Source organism: Pseudomonas indica NBRC 103045 (assembly GCF_002091635.1).
Classification (GTDB): domain Bacteria; phylum Pseudomonadota; class Gammaproteobacteria; order Pseudomonadales; family Pseudomonadaceae; genus Pseudomonas_M; species Pseudomonas_M indica.
The window spans coordinates 181,967-200,360 of sequence record NZ_BDAC01000008.1 but is presented as its reverse complement, the minus strand read 5'-3'; the positions used below and the strand labels follow the sequence as shown (position 1 = coordinate 200,360).

The 18,394-nt window shown below is 63.0% G+C and carries 1 protein-coding gene (only partly in view); it reads left to right on the top strand.

Annotation, left to right across the window (positions count from 1 at the left end; all coding sequences use genetic code 11):
* Positions 1–220: 220 nt before the first annotated feature.
* A protein-coding gene (locus PIN01S_RS11965) for an Ig-like domain-containing protein (protein WP_084335898.1) crosses the window boundary here: on the top strand, positions 221–18,394 show its beginning. The gene runs 24,447 nt beyond the window's last position; only the first 18,174 of its 42,621 coding nucleotides appear in the window; the start codon lies at positions 221–223; its stop codon lies beyond the right edge, outside the window.

Here is an 18,394-nt window from a genome sequence, read left to right as displayed (position 1 = left end):
TACCGGAATTCGACGCTTGCTTGCCACGCTCTGCGCGCTGGCGGCTCCCGCACTCGCGTTCGCTGAATTCGATATCCGAGCCGCAGCGCCTCTTGGCAGCTCCGGTGATGCGGTCGACTACACCCTCGCCATAGCCGATTGTCGTAATCTCGTCGAAGTCTCCATTCCTGCTACCAATCAGCGTTTTTTGCCTACCGATGCCCTGCGTGACGGAGACTCGGTGGCCAGTTGTTCTTTCAACTTCCGCCTGGAAGGCAGCGGCATGCTGCAGCCGGCAGTTCGCCTCTCCTATGTCGACGGTACCAAGAAGGACTACAGCGAAAGTTTCGCTTCCGAGCGACAGTTGCCTGATCTGCAACTGACGCAGCTGGCTATCGAAATGGAGGACGGGCAGCAATATCTGGTTGCCAGCTTTGATGCTCGGGATGATGTCGATCTCAGTTACCTGAGTATTGCCTTCACCGGCCTGCGTGCTTCGGACTTGCGTGCCGCAGGTGGTGTCGTGAGTCAGGCGGAGAGCCGGGCTTTCCTGCGTATGCCTGAGGCCGTAAGGGTCTATCCCTCCGTCGATGGGCAAAGCCGCTACAGCTTGCGCCAGCGCATCGAACCTTCTTTGTCGGCCGAAGAGGTTGCACGTAACGCGTTGGTCATGGTCCAGGCGACGGCCGTGGACGCATCCGGCAACCAGAACAGCTATTCGGATATTCGCTTCACCGGAGATAGCGTCGACGAAGCGGCCCGCTCCATCAGCGTCAGTCCCGGCAGCCTGATATTCAGTGACGCGCTGCAATCGGCCCGTTTGATTCCCGAGGTGGATTTCGAATTTCGCGGGCCTACGCCTTTGGCGGGGCTGGGGCAAGGCGTCAGTTACCGCTCCTCCAGTCCTGAGAAGGTTTGGGTCAGCGCCGAGGGTGTCGTCTATCCCTTGCAGGAAACCGCCGGTGAGGCGGTTTTCGTTTATTTGAACTACCCCGGCCTGGCGGAAATCAGCCTGCCGGTGAAAGTCGACTTCAGTCGCCGCCTGACCTCCCTGAAATTCAATGGGCAGGCATCAGGCCAGCCGCTGGTGCTGAGTCGTCTGAATGAATTTCAAAAATTGCCTCCCCTGCTGGCAGTCTTCGATGACGGCAGCGAAGCCCCCCTGGCGGATAGCCTGGTCGTGGAAATGCGGTTGCCGGATGGCAGCGAAGGGGTACTGGAAAGCAACGAGCGGCACGAACTCCTGGCGCGGGCGCAGATTCCCGACCAGAGCCCCTTGACGGTCCATCTGAACCTGCAGCGCTATCCGGATATCGGCGTCGACTTACCGGTCGCCGCCGAAGACGCTGCGCCTTCTGTCGATCTCCAGCCACCAGCCAGCATCGCTGTTGGTTCTGTTCTCGAATTGGCGGCCAATGCCACCGACGATGTTGCGGTGAAAGGCGTCGAATTCTGGCTGGATGGCAGCCTGGTCGGTCGACGCGTAGCGCCGCCCTATGCACTGAGCCTTCCCATCGAGCAGGAATTGGAAGGGCATGAGCTGCATTTGCGCGTCGTGGCGTTCGATAGCGCAGGCAACAGCCAGAGTTCACCCGAGCGAACGGTCCGGGTCGTGGCGAAGAGCAATCCCACCGTCCCGGCCTTTACGTTTGAAACGCCGGTCGATGCTCAGCGTGTCGTTGAAAACAGCCAGATTCGTGCCGTCATCGCCGCCAGCCTGGGCGTGTTGCCTGACGTGGAGTATCAGAGCGGCATCAGTCGCGTCGAATACTTCATGGATGGCCGCAAGGTCGGCGAGACGATGTTCCCCGTCCTGGAACAGCGGCCTTTGCCGAGCGACCCGAATCGGAAGGAGCTGTTCGAGCTTTGGCTGGTAGATCTGACAGTTCCCGATATCTCCGTGCAGGAGACCAGCCTGGCGCTGTCCGCACGCGTGTATTCTCGTAATGGCGGCGTGAAAGACGCCCCGGCTCGTCTTCTGCGTGTTCTGCAGAACCAGCGGCCGACCACGCGTATCACGCAGCCTGCGGTGGGCAGTCTGGCTACTGTCGGCCAGACCGTGACGGTTACCGTTGAAGCCAGCGACGACACACTGGATGCCGGGACCGACCTTTTCCTGCAGGTCAATGGCGAAGAAGTCCAGTCGTATCGCCACCAGGTCAAGAACTACGATGGCAACGCCTTCGGGATTCGCAGTGCCACCCACTCCTTCCAGCTCCCGATCAAGCCCGAATGGCTTGGCACCACGCTGGAGTTGCGTGCTCGGGTGGTGGATCAGCACGAGCAGAGCAACCTTTCCGAGAAGCTACTGCTGCCGGTAAAGGGCGATCAGTTACCCACGGTCTCACTCAGTCATCCGGTAGAGGGTATGCATCTGGTCTCCGGCCAGCCGGTCGAACTCCGGGCCAATGCGACCGATGACCTGGGCATGCGCCAGGTTGACTTCTTCGTCAACGGCAAACTGGTAGGGACGGACCTGCGGGCGCCGTTCGCCGTCGTGTACCAGACTCCGCAAGGGGTAGTGAAGGAAGCGCCGCTGGCGATCCATGCCGAGGCCACCGACAGTGCCGGTCAGCTTGCCCGTAGTGCAGTGGTCAATGTCACCCTTGGCAAGGACGAGGAGCAGCCCGTCCTCAACCTGGCTTCTCCGAGCATAAACGTCAGTGACGCCGGCAAGGATCTGGCTCCGGTCGTCGAGAACAGCACCTTTGTCCTGAAACTCACCGGTTACGACAATGTTGGCGTGGAGCGCCTGGATCTCTATGGCGTTGCCAAGCGCGATGGGGTGGGGTACGTCCTGACCGGCGATCTGCAGGATCACCTGAGCAATGTGGATGGCAACCTCACGCTGCAATCGATTCCAGGGACGCTCAAGGCGTTTTCCGCGCTCAAGGTTGTTGCGGCGCCAGCGTTCAAGCACCTCGACGGCGTGCGTTATGACACCTATCCGATTCGGGCCATTGCCACCGACGGCACCGGCAATACCTCGGAACTGCAGGCGCTCATTGGCATTCAGGATGATGCCAAGCCCAGGGTTCGTGCCATCAATCCCACCCAGAGCCGGGTCTACAGCCAGGACGACGTGGTCGTGGAGGTCATCGCCACCGACGACATCGCCGTCCATGCACTGGAGGCCAGCTTGTGGCAGGACGGGGGCGCTGCACCCTTATGGGAAAAACGCATCGATGCCCAGGCAGGTCTGATACCGGGTCCCGAAACCGTCAACCGCCTGACCATTCCCCTGAAGCCCTTGGCGCTGGGCAACCAGAACCGCACCTTGAGGCTCCGTGTGGCCGCGGTAGACGACGGTGGCCAGCGCGGCGATGTCGCGAATCTCGATGTTCCGGTGATGGCCGATGTCCTTGGTCCGCGCCTGGCGGTGCTGTCGCCGATACAGGGGGCGCCGATCTATGCCGGCAACACGATCAGCATGAAAGTGCGGGGCGTGGACGACACCCGGCTGGTGTCCCTGCGTGCCCTGGCAGGCGCTCGGACGCTGTATAGCGTCGATAACCTCGCGGTTGCGACTTACGAGCAGTCCTTTACCGTCACCGTTCCGGAGCAAGGTGACGAGCTGGTGGTCGAGTTGCGTGGTGCGGACCAGTACGGAAACGAAGCCGAGCCCACCTTCTGGCGCTTCCCCATCGAACGGGATCAGCCACCGTTGGTCAGCGTCCGCGCTCCAGCTCCGGGAGCGCGCCTGTACGAGGGTGAGTCTTTCAATGCTCAGGTTCTGGCCCAGGACGATCGCAAGCTGACCCGTGTGGAGTTCTTCCTCCGCCAGGGCGGACAGACCACGGTCCTGCGCGCTTTTACCGGCAGCGAATTGAATCAGGACCAGGGAAGTTATCTCAGCGCTTCGTTGCGCGTGCCGAACAAGGCCGCCGCCGGGGACGATATCGGTGTGCGGGCCTTCGACAGCGCCAACCAGGTGACCGAGGCGATGTTCGAGCTGGATATCGTCGACGACACCGAGGCGCCGACGCTGCAGATGAACAAGCCCATTGCGGACTTCAGTCTGGAGCCAGGGAAAAGTTTCGATCTGCAGGGCAGTGCCGGCGACAACCAGTACGTCGATGCGATCGACGCCGTGTTGATCGACCCCCAGACCCGCGAAGAACACAAACTGCCCTGGGAAATTTTCAGCCGCAAGGATCGTGTCGAGACCGTCAAGATTCCCAACCCCGGCACCTTGGGATCGATCATCGCGGGGCAACGATTCTATGCCGATTTCGATGCCCGGTTGCGTCTGACGCCCGAACTGAGCCGTCGTTATGCGGGGCAGGTGTTGCAACTGGTCGTGCGTGCCCGTGATCGTGGCGTCAACGAGACCCGTAGCAAACCGATCAATATCAAGGTCCTGGCGGATGAGACCGGACCACGCATCACGATTCAGTCGCCGTCGGAGCGGTTGTTCGAACGTCAGACCGTCGAGCTGCGGGCCAGCCTGCAGGACGAAACGGCCGTCGCATCCTACGAGGTGCGGTTGCTGGACGATCAGGGCCGCGACGAAGTGCTCGCCCAGGCGAGCAATCTCAGCGCAGCGGATGTGGCGATTCCCCAGGGGGCTGCTGTCACGCTGGACATCGCTCGCTACCGTCCGCAAGAAGAGCCTGTCGCGCTGACGTTGGTCATCAAGGCCAAGGACCTGCTCGGCAACGAAAGCCAGCAGACCCGACGTCTGCTGATCCAGCGTGACCTGCCACCGAAGCTGGCATGGCGGGACGGCCAGCCGAGCGATAGCCAGCAGCGTGGCCAGCCGCTGCGCGGAACCCTGACGGTTACCGACGACTTCTCCTCGGGCAGTTCGCAGGATGCGGTCGATCATCTGTTGGTGATCAGCTCCTTGCGCGAGCTGGGTGGCACCGCTCGTGACATTCGGGGGCTGACTCGCCAGGAGAGCCAACCCGCGCGCAATCGTGCTCGTATCAGCCTGGCCTATCCGGAGGCCCAGGGCTGGCAAGGGGGGCTTCTTCTGAATGGCAAGGCGTTCGTCCAGGTACAAGGCGATCGTCTACTGCTGGATGGAGGAGAGGAATCGCAGCAGCCCAGGAGTCTCCAGGTTGGCGACCAGACCGGTTTCTGGACGATGGAGACCTATTCGCGCAACCTCTGTCAGGTTCGTCCCGCGATTCGCGAAATTGAGGCGCCCAATGGACTGCTGGCGCTCGATACGCTGTTCAATACCGACACTACACGTCTGGTACTGCGTCCTCGCAGTGGCATCCCCGGTTTCATCCGTGGCATCCAGTTCAGTCTGCAGGAGGGCGTGGCGGCCGATCTGCCGAATGCCAACGGCGCCCGTGTGCCGGGCCGTTATGCAGTCAACTTGTTGTTGCAGGATGGCGTAGGCGCCGGCGAGCAAGTCGCATTCCTGCAACTGGCCAACAGCGCCAACCTGCCAGGTGTCGACCAGCGTTATTCATTGCTCATGCCTATTCCGGCCGATGTACAGAGCGGCAGCGTGACACTGTTCGGTCATGCCATTGATCGTCTATCGGTCGAGCGCGGCGAGCAGGCTCTCCAGCCGCTGTTGCAGCAGGCCCTGAGCCTGGATGAGATCGCGCCTACCGCGAAAATCCTGTCTCCGGCAGTCGGTAGCGTGGCCATTCCCCTGCAGCAGCTCGATATGAAGGTCGAGTTCGACGACGATAGCCGCGCCCTGAAAAGTCTCCGCCTGCTCGAGAACCGCAGTCGTACGATCCATGACCTCGGCGTGACCTTCGGTCAGCGCAGTTGGCAGATTCCCTATCGGGTACCCAAGGCGTTCGATAGCGGCGAACTCGAGTTGACGCTGATTGCCGAGGACTGGAGCGGCCGCAGCACCGAGCACAGCATGGTGTATCCGCTGCAGGCCAACGAGAAGCCCGAGCTCGCCATCACCGGTTTCAATACCTACTGGGTGAATGGGGTCTACAAGAAAGCGCTGACAGAGCCGGCGCGCATCAACTATGGCGAGTTCTGGGTACGTACCAACGAGAAATTCCGCCTCGATACCCGGCTGCGCGATGATGCGGGGCTGGCGGCCTACCGCGTCCAGCGCCTCAAGCGGGATGGCAGCGTTGCCGCTACGGTATACGAGCGGACCTTCCCGGCACCCTGCCCGCAGCCTGCACCGCTGTCTGCCGAGGACAAGACCGAAATCCTCTTCGACCAGACCGAACCAACCGAATACCGGGTAGAACTGGTCGATACCTATGGCCATGTTGCGCAGCGTACCCTGCTGATCCATCCGCTGGTCAACGTGGTACCGGAAGTTCGTATTACAGCGCCAGCCGAGGAGCAGGACATTGCAGCAGGGACCTTCCGCATCCGGGTTGGCCTGGTAGCGGCGGACGACCGGTTCCTTTCCTCGGATCGTTTGAAAGTGTTCGCCAACGGTGTGCCGTTGCCGATTCTGTCTTCCGCGAGCAATACGGCTGCGGGGGGCGATAAAGTCGTCGAAGCCGCCTTCCTCAGCATTCACGACAGTTTCGCGGCCAACTACGACGCCGACATAGCGGCCGATTTCGGTCGCATGGAAAGTCCCTATGCGCTTCAGAGAACCTTCGTGCTGGAGGTGCCGCAGGGGCTGATCCGTTACAACGAGAAGCTCAAGCTGACCGCGCAGATTACCGACTCCGATGGAGCGGTGGGCTTGTTCCATCGGGAGTTCAACGTCGCTGCGGACACTATCGCGCCCAAGGCCGCGATCACCAGACCGGGCATCGGTTTCGGCGCCATTGAAGACAGCGACTTCACCGTCGGCGTGCAGGCCCTGGATAACGTCAAGGTCAACCGCATCACCGTGTCGCGCGCCTACAGCGTGCTGGTGAAGGGAGAAGCGCAGGCACGCATCCAGGACTTCGTCCAGGTGCGCAACATCGAAGGGATTCCGGCCGATGACTACAAGCCGGTTTCCACGGTCGACATCGATACCCCGGAATATACCCAGGTGCTCCATGTGGATCGCCTGCAGCAAATCCTTGACGGCTTTGGCGTGACCCACGACCAGGTGAGTGCCGTCGAGGTCTGGGTCAAAGTGGATGCCTACGACGTCGCCAACAGCTACTCGACCCGCGTCAGTTATCCGGTTCGCGTCGATGAGCGCCCCGTGCTCGACGTGGTGGAGCCGTTGGCCGGCGCCAAGGTGGTTGAAGGCAACCCGCTGTACGTCAACGTCAAGGCTTTCGATGATGTCGGTATCGAGTATGTCCATCTCCGGGCCACGTATGGCAATGGCCAGCAGCCCTACGAAATGCGCCTGCGCACCGCGCCGTACAACTTCTCCGTTCCGATGTCGGTCTTCGACCCCGCCAATCCGGCGGCCAACCGCGTTCACCTCAGCATAGAGGCGGTAGATACCTACGGGGTTGCCCATAACGACTTGGACAAACACCGTGCGGAAGAAGGTCTGGATGTGGAAATCGTCCAGGACCAGGCGCCGAGCGTTGTCATTGGTACACCGAAGGACGGAAGCCAAGTCATCGAAGGCCAGTTGATGCTGGTGCAGGTCAACGCGGTGGACGATGTCGGCATCGACCGCGTAGTGCTCAACGTGGCTGGACTCAAGGGCGGAGATCGCAGCTTCACCGACCTGGTCTTCCCCTATGAATTTCTCGTCGAGATTCCCTATGGCCAGGCCGGCACCGATCTGCTGCTGACCGCCAGCACGCTGGAGCGCCGTGCCAACGGGCAGGCGCGTAGCGTTACTACCCCGCGCCCGGTGCGGGTGCATACCTTCAAGGACGAGCAACCGCCGCAACTGGTGGTGAAGCTTCCGGTCAGCCCTGGCGCCAGCGCTTCGGAGAAGCGCGCCTTGCCCTATCAGCTCGAAGTCGAGGACAACGTGCGAGTTGGCTCGGTAGGGCTGGGGCTTTACGTGGATCGCGATGCCGACGGTCAATTCGTGGACGGCGAGCGTGTCGCCGACCGGTTGATGATCACCGCTCCGTTCTTCGGCAGCCTGCCGCTGGGTAGCATCGCCGATTATCTGGGACGGACCGATGCGTTGCCTGACGCCTTATCCATGCAACTGCGTATTACCGCAAGGGATGGTGCGGGTAACGAAACCGTGCAGAACATTCCGGTGACGTTGCGCAAGAACCAGCTTCCGGAAGTGAACGCCATCAAGCTGCTGGACGCCCGCGGTTTCGCCATGGGCGATGTCAGCTCGCTGACCGAAGGCCGCGGCATCGTTATCCAGGTCCAGGCCAGCGATCCGGAAGTGGGCGTGGACAGTGCTTCGCTCTTCTATTCCATCGGTGCGGCGGATGCCACGCCGGTCTACCAGCCGTTGGGCGAGGATTCCGCCGCGCCGTACCAGTTCCACTTCAAGGTACCGAACGGCCGGGTGGGCCAGGTATTGCGTCTGCGGGCAAAGGCCCGCGACCTGGATGGCTACGAGTCGCCCATGGTGGACCTGCCCGGTGCGTTGAAGATCGAGGCGGACCAGGCGCCCCAGGCTCGCATCGTCAAGCCGGACAACGACAACAGCGTGGTGATCGATGGCGAGGATGTCGAGGTCTTCGTCGAGGCCTTCGACGATCTGGGCCCCGAGGGCATAGACCATGTCACCTTCTATGTGAACGGCATTCCCGCCTACACCACGGAGCAGAGCTACGGTCAGCAAACCGGCAGCCATGCCCAGGATCATGTTTACCGAGCGCAGCTTGCCGCGCCGTCCGGCGTCCAGGGCTTTACCGTCCAGGCCATTGCTTATGACGTACTCGGACAGGCCGGCGAGTCTCAGGTGATCCGCATCGGTCGTCTGGAAGACACCGTGGTGCCGCGCCTGAGCGTACTGGCACCGATCGACCGCGATGTGCTGACCATGGGCGAGAGTCTGCGGGCGGTGACCTCCATCGAGGACATGGGCGGCGCGATCCAGCATGTCTACATGACCTGGCAACGCGAATACCAGGACGCCAGCGGTGCCTGGGTGGTAGCCGGAGACGATGCCTACAAGCTGGAGCTGTTCCGCAACGACGAACGCGCCGCCGGTGATACCACCCCGGTAAGCCAGCCGGACAAGCATTACTTCGTCTATTGGGCCGACTTCAGCGACGGCAAGGTATTGCGCCGGACCGGTCTGCGCAACGAGCGTGTGCATGTGCTGACCGAGGTCATCACGCCGAACCACACCGTCAAGAAAGACACCTACCACGAGATAGGCTGGCCGCTCAGCGAGCGGCGCTACATCCTCCCGGCTCCCGGCGCCCAGGCGTCCGCCAAGCAGGTTCATTACACCGCCGTCGATCAATACCGAGGTCTGGCGCGCAGCGGTGCCATGCTGGCTGCCTGGTCCAGCGTCGATCCGTTGCGCATCGAGCAGAGGCTCGACCTGCTGACCAAGGGGCAGTTGGCTACGACATTGCCCCCGGCTCGTACTGGCATCTTCATTCTCGATGCCGATAACGAGGCGCAGAGCAATCAGAGTGGCGACTTCTTCAATTACTCCCCGTTGCTCAACGGTGCCGCCGAAATGTTCAGCGGCAGCATCGGGGAGCTGATGACCGACGAAAACATCGTCCTGGCCAGTAAGTCCGGAGTCGCGGGCGGGGCTTGCGAGACCGGTTCGGTGACCTGCCAGTTCATCAGCCAGATGACGGCGGAGATTCGCAAGGACTGGGTCGGCGGCGATCGCCCGAGCGAAGGCACGGGTGCTCTCTATCTGGACAATGACGCCGGCGAGCTGCTGCTGTTCGGCCAGAAGAACGGCGATGGCCAGTTCGGCCTGCCGTATCTGCTGATGGGCCGCGTGGATATGCCATACCCGGACGTCTACGGCCTGACCCGCAGCGGCAACTTGGCGCTGGTGGCCAACGGCAACGGTGGCGTGCAAGTCATCGACATCAGTAACATGAGAGCGCCTTATCACGTCGGCTATATCAAGCCCAACGGCTTCAGCCGCGATGTGAAGGTCGTAGGACATTACGCCTACATCGCCGCCTCCGAAGAGGGCGTGGTGGTTGCCGACCTCAGTACGCCCGCCATGCCCATCGTCGCGCGCGTCGATACCCTGGGTATCGCCAACCGCCTGCATCTGGTCGGCAACCAGCTATACGTCACCGACATGGCCGGCGCCGGCGACAGTGCGCGTCTGTCGCGTATCGATATCAGTGAGCCGGACCAGCCCCGCGTGGTCCAGGTGGTGGAGATCGAGCCGAACCGTCCGGACCTGGCGCCGGACGGTCTGTACGATGTTCATGTTTCCGGCAACCTGGCCTATGTCACCCAGCTTCTGTCCGATCAGGAAGACAAGCCGAGTCAGAGCCTGGTGCAAATTATCGACTTGGCCCGTGTCGGCGAGAGCGGGCTGGACGCCACCGTGCCGGTGATGGTGAAGCGCAAAGCGACTGCCGACGATTTCGCCGTGCGTGGCGTGACGCTGGCCCGTGGCGCGATCCAGGTCGCCGCAGGCAAGGGAGGTATCGGTCGTATCGACCTGCCGTCCTTGACCATCCTGCAGCACGCCCCCCAGTTGGGTGAAAACGACGTCAGTACCCAGTTGCCGGCGATTCTCATCGAGCTTTCCGCTGTCCTGCCGGAACACACGGTACTGGGCGATTACGTCCAGGTGCTCGAGGGCGATGCCCAGATCGGTCGCGACATCACTGCGCAATTCGACCTTGCTTTCGCCGCCCGTGGTGCCGATACCACCAAGCGGCGCATCCAGTTGACCCGTAAGGAAGGACAGAGCCTCCTGCCGCGTCAGCGCTACTACGTCCGCATCAAGCAGGGGCTGACCCCGGTTACCGGCCAGCCGTTGCAGGCCGACTACGTATTCAATTTCAACACGGCCTCCGCCGATGCCCGCTATCCGGACATTCTCAGCATTTGCACGCGGGAAAGCGCCGAGCGCGGCGCCTGTGTGAATGCCGGCGACGTTCGCGGCGGTACCGAGCTGATCGTGCGCGGTGTCGATTTCGGGGACGCACCACGCCTGCTGGTAGGTGGCGAACCGCTCGTGATCGAGAAGCGTGAGCTGGATGCACAGACCGGCATCGTCGCCCTCTATGCCAAGACAGTGCCCAACTATCCGGGCCCGGCCACCGTCACCGTGACCAACGATGGTGGATTGAGCGACACGGTGCTGGGTGGCTTCGTCTTCGTCGACGAGCTATCCATTTCCCACCTGACGCCGGCCGTGGTGCGCGTTGCCCAGGCGGGTCGGAACGATCTCGTCGCCGTGGTCGGCAAGGGCTTCCATGCCGGCATGAAGTTGACTGCCTATAAGAGCGGCGAGCCGGGCTCGGCACAGACTTTCGAAGTGGGATCGCCCGAACTGCGTCTGTACAGCGCCGAGCGGATGAACTGGCTGGTACCGGAGCTGCGCGACGACGACGGGGCCGGATACCGTGGCTTCATCGATGTGGAACTCGAGGATGAGCTGGGGCGCCGTTATGTACAGCGCAATGCGTTGTTCTATGGACGCCTCCAACTGGATCGCGGTCTGGAAAGCGAACCGGCGATGTCGCGCGACACCATCGATCAGCGCCTGCGCAAGCTGGAGAATGGCCAGCTCACCGACTATGTCCCCGACCCGCTGAAGTTGCCGCCGGGCAACATCGTCGACCTCGCCGTGGATAGCGACCTGCGTATGGTCTATGTGCTGGGCCGTGGCGAATTGGGAGAAGGCGTGCCGCGTCCGAGCCAACTGGCTTCGCTCGATGACCTCAAGAATTACTATGCGCCGGGCTGGCTGAGCCTGGTCAAGTATGACCCGGCCCGGATCGACCAGGCCGCTCCCCGTCACGGCCTGGGTTACTACAACCTGCCCCAGGATTTGCAGCCCAGCGCCATGGCGCTGGCTGAACATCATGTCTACGTCGCTGCGCGGGGTTACAGCTTCCCGTTCGTCGACACCGAATACGAAGGCCGTAGCGTACTGCTCGTCTACGATCGCGAGATTCGCGATCCGGACGACCTCGGCGAACAACCGCCGGGCAAGGATCGCGGTATCCGCTACAGCCTGCCGCTGCCGTTCAACGAGGTGGCGGAGAAGGTCGTGGTTCATCAGGGCCTGGCCATCGTCGCCACGCGCAAGGAAGGCGTTGCGGTCGTGAGTCTTGCCGATCCGCTGCGGCCCAGCGTGGTCCGGCGTATCACCCAGGCGACCCTCGACGGACGCAGCCAGGCGTTGAGCTCGATCAGTGATATCGCAGTGATTGGCGACACCCTTCACATCGTGAACGGCAACCGTCGCGTGGTGTTCGACCTGAGCAAACCATCCTTGCCGCAATTGGGCGATTCCGACAGCGCCGGACTTACCGCATTGGCGGCAGACGGTAGCCGCTTCGCGACCGGCAACGACTTGAAGCTGTACGACGCCAGTCGGCCGGCCTACATCCGCCAGATCGCCCGTTACCAGTCGGGAGGCTTCAGCGTTCCGGGGCAGAGCATGGGTATCGAGGCGTTCGCCACCACCGGGGTGAACCTGACCCGTGCGCCGGCGGCTTCCGAAGAGCAATGCGAAGAGTCTCCGAGCGAATACCTGGGTTTCTACGATTTCAGCCGCCCGGACAACATCAACCTGTTGGATGCACTGGTACTGCCATACCGATGCATGAGCACACCCAATGGTTTGCTGACCAAGAGCAACGCACGTTATCCGCTGCTGGTGACCGAGCAGGGTATCGGTGTGTTCGCCATGATGGATAAAGCCAAGAAGTCCCACCTGGGATTGGTCGACCTGCTCACCCTGGAGCTGGTCTCCAGCGTGCCGCGTGACCAGGCCGATGGCGTGCCGCTGGATAGTGCGCTGGAACTGTATTTCACCCGTTCGCTGAATCGCTTGTCCGACGACGACCTGCGCGACTACCTCGTCCTGCAACGGGAGGCACAATCGGGACAGCCGCCGGAAATTATTCCGTTCGCTCTGCAGCGTAGCGACGACCAACGCGTCCTGCGCATGCTTCCGGAGCAGCAACTGGCTGCTTCGTCGGGCTACCGCATCATCCTCAAGGGTGATCTGGCCAGCCGCCGTACCCGTGGGCTGATGGAGCATACGGTACGCTTCCGTACCGGCTTGGCTGCAGGCCCGCGCGTCGCCATCCTCGGCACTTCGCCGTCGACCCTGGACGTATCCGGGGGCCCGCTGACCGTGGTGCTCTCCGGCGTCACCGGTCAGCCGCAGTTCAGCGTTTCCGGCCAGGTGGCCCAGGCCGCACTGACTGAGACGAGGGCTGACGGCACTGCCCTGTATACCGTCCAGGCGCCGGCCAGCACACCGGGTGCGGCCAGTCTGCAGGTGATTTCCGGCAATGGCAGCAAGGCTTCGAAAGTAGGTGCGGTGCAGTACGTGGAGCCGCTGCTGTTGCGTTCCCTGGCGCCGGCGCAAGGTTCCTTCAACGGCGGAACCCGCGTCCTGATCAAGGGCCAAGGTTTCCGTGCCGATCCGGGTGCGATGACCATCCTGTTCGGCGACACCGAGGCGACCCAGTACAAGGTGCTGGATGCCGAGACCCTGGAAGTGATCACCCCTGCATCGTCCCTGGGAACGGTGGACGTCCAGGTCACATTGAGCGGCAATGCCCAGCAGGGTACTTTGCCCAAGGCCTTCACCTATCAACAGCCGCCGCAATCGTTGATCCGCGACACCGGCCGCGTGTATGACCTCGCGCTGGACCCGTCCGGCAGCTACCTGTTCTCGGCGCAGGGAACTGCCGGCGTGCTGATCTATGCGGTCAATGCCGGCGATCAGGTGGCCAATCCCGACGATCTGCTGCGTCTGATCGACCGCGACAAGAACAAGCGCGACGACCGTATCCTGTCCCAGGTGACCTTGCCTGGCGGCTTCATCGCCGTCGGTGTGGAACCCTTCTTCGAGCGCGGCAGCGATCGTGCCTACATCACCGGTGTGCGCCTCGATGGCAACGGCAACGCGCTGGAATCGCGGTTGTTCACCGTTGGTTTCGACTCGCTGAACCCGGCCAACAGCACGCTGCTCAACGCTCTGGAGCTACCGGGCAAATCCGCCCGTGGCCTGCGCGTGCGTAACGCTCGCGTCCTGCTGGCAGCAGGCGAGGCGGGTGTCGGTGTCGTCGATTCGTTCCTGACGAACAAGACTTATCTGGTGGAAAGCCTCGCCAGCGAGCCGAACGTGCCGCTGCTGGATGTTGCGACCCAGGATTCCCCGGCCGGAGAGGCGGGACTGCTGGTAGGTGTCGGCGGTGCCTTCAACTTCGCCAGTAACCGCCTGACGGCCACCGAGGCCAACGGCAGCGGTGGCTTCCAAGTCTATCGCCAGGACAAGGCCAAGGGGCTGCAACGCCTCGCCCATCTGGACCTGCCAGGCACCCGTGTGTCGTTGCAGGGGCGCTATGCCTACGTGGCGGCGGGCGCCAGCGGCGTAGCCGTGGTGGATCTGCAGAATCCGGCCAAGCCGCAGGTGGTCGCACGGGTCAACGATATCGGCTACGTCTACGACCTCGATTTCAACGGCAACACCCTGTATGTCGCCCGCGGCAACAAGGGCGTGCTGACCATCGATGTCACCGACCCGTTGCGCCCGCAGCCGGGTCGCAGCATGGATGCCCCTGCCGGCGGCACCATCGAAAGCGTAGTGGCGGATGCCTACTCGGCCCTCGGTGGTGGCGTGGACGCGACTGGCAGTGTGGTCCAGGTGGTACCTGACGTGGTCTTGCGCCTGCATCGTGTGGACCCGGTGAACGGTATCCTCGACCGCCAGCCGGACGGCAGCCTGCTGGTCGTCGCCCGCTTCAGCAAGGCCATCGATCTGTATCCGGCCAACCTGGCGCGCTTCGCCTTGCTTGGTCCGCAGGGCGAGACGCTGAATTCCACGGTGCAGATCATCAACAACGATGCGCGGCTGGTGCTGAGCGATGCGAGCGCCGGACAACTGGCGGTCGGTTCCCGGCTGACACTGCTGGTGAAGGCTGGCCTGGCGTCGGTGAAACCGATGAGCGGGCGCGATCCGCTGGTGCTGCATACGCTTGCCCAGGACCAGCGTGTCTCGCTGGTCTACCGTGGCAGCCGCGAGGATGCGCTGTCGCTCGAAGCGGTGGTGCCGCGCCGTGTGGCACGGGACAAGGCCAGCCTGATCACCGTCAGCGCCCGCGGCTTGCCGGCGAGTATGACCGGCGTCCGTCTGTACGTCGGCGACCAGCTCCTGCAGATCGAAGAAGTGGTGCGTGAAAGCGATACCGCTCCCGCTGTGCTGAAGGCCAGCGTGCCGCCGTTGCCACAGGCGGGACAGTACAACCTGACCCTGGCCGTGGTGCGCGACGGCGTGACCCAGCAGGCGGTACTGGAAGGCGCTCTGCTCGTGGATGCGCCCATTCGCCTGGATGCCCTGACACCCTTGTGGGGGCCGGTCGGCGGCGATACCACTGTTACCCTCACCGGCGAGGGCTTCGAGCCGGGCAACAGTGTCATGGATGGGCTCAAGGTGCGCTTCGGCGGCCTGCCGGTCGGCCGTATCGACGTGCTGTCCAGTACCCGCATGCGGGTGACCTCGCCGCGTGGCATGCCGGGCAAGGTCGATGTGCTGGGCGAGGACCGCTACGGCAACCAGAGTCGCCTGAGCGGTGACGACAGCTTCGGTTATGGCCTGCGCAAGCTGGCCGAGCTGCATCCGTCGCTGATTTTCCCGAGCGATGTTTTTATCGACCGCGAGACCGGCGTGGCCCTGACCAACGGCGGCTTCATGGTGGAAGGCTATGGCAAGCAGGTGCTGCAGGCTGGTGGCTGGATGCCGGAAAACTACCGTGCGGCAGCGTTCTCCGTGCAGAACCCGGCCCGTCCGGAACTGGTGGGGGGTTCACCCGCCTTGCCGAGCGATGCCCAGCGCCTGAATCTGAAGAACCAGGCACTAAAGATTCAGAAGCGTCTGGAAGGCAGTTTCCTCGGCAGCGGCACCCTCGAGCCGACCGCGGAGGAGCAGGAAATCCTCGACCGTGCGGCGGCACAGGATTTCCGCATCGCCCTGGATTCGCTGCAGATCGCACCTACCTTGGAGTGGGAAGAAAACACTCGGCGTAAGCGCCTCTACGTGGCCAGCGGTCTGGGCGGCGTGGCCCGTCTGAACCTGGACGAACAGAACGGCCTGCAGGTGATCCATGAGGAAGAGCTGAGTACGCCGATCAGTCGCCTGATCAAACAAGGCTATGGTCTGATCGCCGCCGGGGCTTCGGTCGACGCCGAGCCGCCGGACAGCCAGGAATGCGCGTTCAAGACGGGTAGTTCGAACGGCACAGGTCTGATGGCTCTCAACTACCAGGACGGCGAGGACCCGGTTCGTGTCGATGCACCCGCTGCGCTTTCTGGTGCCGGTGTGCTGCGCCTGGAGGATGGTTGGCTGATTGGCGGGGGCAACATCCGCAGTGCCGCATGGCGCAATTGCCCAGGGTGGAGCGAGTCGCTGGTCAAGGCTACCGATGGCGAAGCCGGCAAGCTGCAGATGCTCAACCTGTTCGATCCGGCTCAGCTTCGCAGCTATGAGTTCGAGGCTAATCCGCAGGATGTGGCGATCTACGGTCGTTACATGATCGTTGCTCTGGGCAGCCGTGGCCTGGAAATCTTCGACCGCGACCAGCCGCAGCAGCGCCTGCGCGTCGATCTCGGCAAGCAGTTGCAGGCTTCCGCTGGCCGCGGGGTACGTCTGCGCATGGCTGGCAGCCTACTGTTCGTCTCGGCCGAGAGCGGGGTGGTGGTGCTCGACCTGCGCAACCCGATGCAGCCGCACGTCGTCTCGGCGGGTAACCAGGAGCGCATCGAAGCGCTGGACCTGTTCAACAACCGCCTGGTGGCCGGCTCGGGGACGCAGGGCCTGACGGTTCTGGAATTGCCGGGGGCGTTGGTCCTGGAGGCTTCGGTCAAGCAGGACGGTGTCCTGCCAGCTGGCGAGCAGACCTTGCAGCTCACGTTCAACGAACCGGTCACCCTCGATTCCCTGCGCAGCGAAGGCGCAATCCGCCTGCTGGATATCGGCAATGGCGAGCAGAACCTGCCGGTGCCGGAAGTCGTTGCCCTCGACGGCGACAACCAGTCCGCGACCCGCATCGCCCTGCGCTTCGCCCCGGCTCCGGGCGCCCGGCTCAGCTTGCGCCTGGACAGCGCGCGCAACCTGCGCGGCAGCGGCCTGTGGACGCCGTATCAGGTGGACTTCCGGATCGCACCGGCCGGCGCCAGCCAACCGCGTATCGACTACTTGAAGAACGCCCGTTTCCACCGGGGCCAGCAGGCAACGGTGGAGATTCACGGCGCTGGCTTCTCCCAGTCGGTGAAAGGTTTCGTCAATCAGTATCCGATCGATCTGCAATGGGTCAGCGACAAGGAAGTGCGCATCGCCGCCCATGCCCTCGACCTGCTGCCGCTCACCCCCGGCCAGTGGCACTTGCGCCTGGAAGACGGTGGTCTACGCGCCGACTTCCTCGGTGCTCTGATGGTGGGGACCGAGCAGCCGCTCGAACAGGTCAAATTCACTGTCTCGCCGGATTCCGCCAGCAAGGCGGGTGGCCAGAAAGTCGCTATTACCGCCAGCCACGACGCCCTGATGCCGGGCACCCGAGTCGTGCTGCGCGCCCGCCATAGCGATACCGAGATCTATACCGGCAGAAGCCCGGTGGTCGAAGCCCCCGGCGTGACGACCATCGATCTGCAGGACGACGTCGAAACCCTGCGCAGTTTCAGCTTCACCCTGCCCGGCGTAATCGATCCGGACATCTATGACCTGTACCTGCGTATTCCCAGCGGGGCGGAAACCCGGACCATCAAGGTCGGCTCACTGTCCTACACGCTGCCCAAGGGCCTGGGAGTCATCCTGCCGAACTACCCGCCGATGCAGATCGGCGCTGCCCAGAGCGTCGGCGATCTGCTGTTCGTTGGCGTGAAAGCCGGTTCGGCGCCGACTGCCGGCAACCGTTTCCTGATGACCGCCGGCCTGGAGATCTATGACATTGGCCTCTGGGAGCGTCCGATCCGCCTGTCGCAGTTGCGTCTGAACGATGCAGTGCTGGGACTGGAGGTGCTCGACAAGGTCGTCTACCTGGCCAACGACCGCGCCGGGGTGAGTGTGGTCGATGTCAACGACCTGAGCCGGCCGTTGCTGGTTTCCAGCCTGGCGTTGCCGAACCATCGTGCACTCGATGTCGCCATCGAGCCGACCCGTCGTGCCCTGGCCGTGGCTGCGGCGAATGACCTGGGAACCGGCTACGTCCGCTTCCTGCCGCTGGGTCGTAACGAACTGGGCGCCCAGGCGCCGCTGCCGACCATTGCCTTCGATGGCAGCCTGCGTGCCGACCTGCTGGGTGCGCCTGTGGACCTGCAATGGCTGAACGGCGAGCTCTACGTGCTGTTCCTGCGCAACACCCAATTGCACCTGGCGATCTTCAAGGGCTTCGGCGATCAGTTGGAATACCGTGTCCAGGCGATCGAACGGGGCATTGTCTCCGCCAGTTCGGTGAGCGATGCG